General features: G+C 73.4%; 4 protein-coding genes. All 4 read right to left on the bottom strand.

The window, feature by feature from the left end:
* Nucleotides 1-1,272 (bottom strand): MFS transporter (locus tag ABD347_RS24415; RefSeq protein WP_344365051.1); only part of this gene is annotated, 1,272 nt, incomplete at its 3' end.
* Between the two features lie 159 nt (nucleotides 1,273-1,431).
* On the bottom strand, nucleotides 1,432-2,250 hold the full coding sequence (locus ABD347_RS24410) for an AfsR/SARP family transcriptional regulator (protein WP_344365049.1): 819 nt from the start codon (nucleotides 2,248-2,250) through the stop codon (nucleotides 1,432-1,434).
* An 81-nt stretch (nucleotides 2,251-2,331) separates the two neighbouring features.
* Entirely contained in the window at nucleotides 2,332-3,177 is an 846-nt protein-coding gene (locus ABD347_RS24405; protein ID WP_344365047.1) for a phosphopantheine-transferase PgaX, read from the bottom strand.
* A gap of 121 nt (nucleotides 3,178-3,298) precedes the next feature.
* Nucleotides 3,299-3,595 (bottom strand): acyl-CoA carboxylase biotin carboxyl carrier protein subunit (locus ABD347_RS24400; RefSeq protein ID WP_344365044.1); only part of this gene is annotated, 297 nt, incomplete at its 5' end.

The raw sequence follows: 3,595 nt of genomic DNA, 5'->3' as shown, positions 1-3,595 counted from the left end.
GAGTTGGGCGGTGGTGGCGAGGCCGCTCGCCGCACCCTGCTGGGCGTTGGACAGCCCGCTGGTGGCGGGGATCGTGTAGGACACGACCGCCATCATGTGGCCCCAGCCGGCGATGCCGGTGCCGACGAGGAGCAGAGCCGGCCCGCCCTCGGTGCCGAGCAGGAGCAGCATCAGGGTGCCGGCGGTCTGCACCAGGAGCCCCGCCGCCAGGGTGGCGCCCGGGCCCCACACGCGTACCAGACGGGGCACCAGCGGACCGGCCACGAGCATCGCACCGCCGAGGGAGGCGAAGCAGAGGCCGATCTTGAGCGGGTTGTACGCCATCACCTGGTGCATGTACATCGTCATCAGGAAGACCACCGAGGTGATCATCGAGAAGGTGACGAGGCCCGCGAAGTTGCCCCAGCCGACCGTGCGGCGCTTCAGGACGCGCAGCGGGACGAGCGGCGAGGCGCTGCGCGACTCCACCCGTACGAAGGCCACGAGGAGCACCACACCGGCGGCGAGGGACGCCAGGACCACCGGGTCGGCCCAGCCGCTCCGGTCGGCGGTGGTCACTCCGTAGATGACGGCCAGCAGCCCGCCGGAGACGGTGACCGCGCCGGGCACGTCGAGGGTGCCCTTCTCCGCGTTCCGCGATTCGGCGACCAGCAGCATGGTGACGACGACGGCGAGGACACCGAAGGGGACGTTGATGAACATGGTCCAGCGCCAGTTCAGCGACTCGGTGATGACGCCGCCGAGGATGACACCGGCGGTGAAGCCGAGTGAGAGCAGCGCGCCGTTGATGCCCAGCGCCTTGTTGCGCAGCGGCCCTTCGGGGAACGAGGTGGTGATCAGGGCCATGCCGGTGGGCACGATCATCGCGGTCGCGAGCCCCTGGCCGACGCGCGCCGCGAGCAGCGGCAGGGGCTCCTGGGCGAGTCCTCCGGCGAGGGAGGTGACGGTGAAGAGCGACAGCCCGATCAGGAACCAGGTGCGCCGGCCGTAGAGGTCACCGGCCCGCGAGAACAGCAGCAGGAAACCGCCCGAGGGCAGCGCGAACGCGGTGATCACCCACTGGAGGTGGGAGAGCTCGAAGCCCAGGTCGTCGCCGATGGTGGGCAGTGCCACGCTGACGATGGAGAAGTCGAGCGCGGCCATGAACTGCGCGGCGCACAGGACGGCGAGGACGCACCAGCGCCTGGCGCCCATGCGTTCCGGTGGCGGTTCGTGCCGGGCGGCGAAGGGCGCCGCCCGGTCGGTCCGCACGGTGTCCGAGGACAGGGACATGCGTGAACTCCTAGGGAGAGAGGGAGGGGGGATGGGGTGTTCGGTGGTAGGGGGTCCGGAGCCTCAGCGCTTAATGGCGGTCAGAGCTACGGCGCTTGAGGGCTCAGGGCAGGGCTTGAGGGCTTCGAGGCTTCAGGGCTTCGGGGGCTTCGGAGGGCTTCAGGCGACGCTCCGGCCGAGCAGCGCGAACCGGGTGTGCGGGCCGGGCAGGCTGAGCGCCGGGTCCTGGTTGAGGATCGCCATCTCCAGTCGCCGCAGCTCGTGCCCCGGCTCCAGCCCGTACCGCTCTCGCAGCGCGGTACGGGTTCCGCGATAGACGGCGAGCGCGTCGGCCTGCCGGCCGCACCGGTAGAGGGCGAGCATCAGCTGTCCGCAGAGCCGTTCACGGTGGACGTGGGAGGCGGCCGTCGACTCCAGTTCTCCCAGCACCGCGAGGTGCCGGCCACACGCGAGCTGGGCCTCGAAGTAGTCTTCCAGAGCGGCCAGTTCGTAGTTCTGGACGGCGGTCAGCTCGGCCGTGTCGAGCCCGGACTCGACGAGGTCGGCGAGCACCGGTCCCTGCCAGAGGTCCAGGGCGGTACGGAGCAGCCGGGTGGCCTGCTCCGGGTCGCCGCCCGACAGGGCGGTCCGGCCCTGTTCCACCAGCCGCTGGAAGCGCTGCATGTCCACCTGGTCGGCGTCGAGGCTCAGCATGTAGCCGGGCGGCTTGGTCAGCAGGCTCACCCGTGGCTCGCCGGGTCGCTCCTGGGAGCCCTCGGTGAGGAGGCGCCGCAGCGCCCAGATGGAGTTCTGCACGACCTTGCGCGCCGACGGCGGCGGCACTTCGGGCCACATCGCCGACATGAGCCGGCTCGTCGACATGACCCGGTTGGGCTGGAGCAGCAGCAGACCGAGGACGGAGCGCTGTCTGACGCCGCCCAGGGTCACGGGGCGGCCACCCGCGATGACCTCGAGCGGGCCGAGTATCCGGAAGTGCATGATCCCTCGCTTCGTGGTGCGGGACGCGGTACCGGCGGGCGGTACGCGCCGCGATGTCGGTAGGGGTCGCGGGGCGGGCGGTCACACCGGTGACGGCCCCGGGGACGGGTGCCGCCGGCGCGGCGGCCGGTGGCCGTCCGCGAGGACGTCCACCGGCACCAGCCGGGTGGAGGGGGGTTCGGTGGCGTACGCCCGGGCGACGGCCGCGGCGTCGTGCCGGGGCCCGCACTCCGCGTCCGGGACGGGCCGGTCGGCCGGCCACCGGTCCGGCTCCGGGTCGCCGGGGCAGCCTGCCGCCGGGTACCGGACGAGGTCGGTGCCCAGGCCCTGGGGATACGCCTCCTTGCGGGCCGGGATCCGGCCGGAGACCCGGCGCCGTCCGGACGCGCCGGCCCGGCGCACCTCGACGCGTTCCGCCGGGCGCGGTGAGGCCGCGCAGACGTCCGCCGTCTGCGGGCCGGGGCCGAGCCGCACGTCCGCCCCGGCCCGCTCCGACACCACGGCGATCAGTACGGTGCCCGGCGGGTGGGACGGGGAGAAGCGCGGCGGCGCGCCCCCGGACGTACGGGCCCCGGACGTACGGGCCGCGGGCGTACGGGCCGCGGGCGTACGGGCCGTCGCCAGGGACGGGTGCCCGTGCGGACCTCCGCAGTCCCGGCACGGTTCGCGGGTGCAGGCGGCCCGGGAACGTGGGTAGCCGGTGTACGCGCCGATCACCTCACGCGGGGCGGTGTGCGCGCCCCGGTACGGCGTCCGGTCCGCCGGGTCGGCGAACGAGCCGGCCCCGCCGCGCGCCTCCTGGTCGAGTGCGGAGTCGTCGGCGTACCCCGCGCCCGGCCTCACACCCGGCCACGCGCCCGGCGCCGGTTGCCGCGCCGTACCGCGTAACACCAGCCGCAGCGTCCACAGGTCCAGGAGCCCGTTCACCGCTGCGACTCCCGTCTCCGTGCCGCTGCGGCGGTGCGCGTGCGGCCCCGCCGCAGCAGCCGCTTCACGCCGAACCGGCCCTTGTGCAGGATCCACTTCAGAGGCATGACCGCGCCGCCCCTCAGTCCGTGATCCGGCAGATGACGGTGCCGGCGGAGAGTGAGACGCCCGCATCGGCGGCCAGGTCCTTGATCGTGCCGGCGCGGTGGGCGTTGATGGGTTGTTCCATCTTCATCGCCTCCAGGACGACGACGAGGTCGCCCTCGTCCACCCGCTGCCCCTCCTCGACGGCGATCTTGACGACGGTGCCCTGCATGGGGGACGCCAGGTCGTCACCGGTGACCTGGCTTCCGGTCTTCTTGGTGGCGCGGCGTTTGGGTTTGGCGCCGGCGGCGAGGCCGGTGCGGGCGAGGCTCAT

Origin of the sequence: Streptomyces gobitricini (assembly GCF_039532985.1) — a bacterium.
In the GTDB taxonomy this organism is placed as follows: Bacteria; Actinomycetota; Actinomycetes; order Streptomycetales; family Streptomycetaceae; genus Streptomyces; species Streptomyces gobitricini.
This window is presented reverse-complemented; position numbering and strand designations above follow the sequence as displayed.

Bases quoted from the DNA above. Each gene is read 5' to 3' on its own strand.
- ABD347_RS24410 (WP_344365049.1), bottom strand. From the start codon at position 2,250: ATGCACTTCCGGATACTCGGCCCGCTCGAGGTCATCGCGGGTGGCCGC.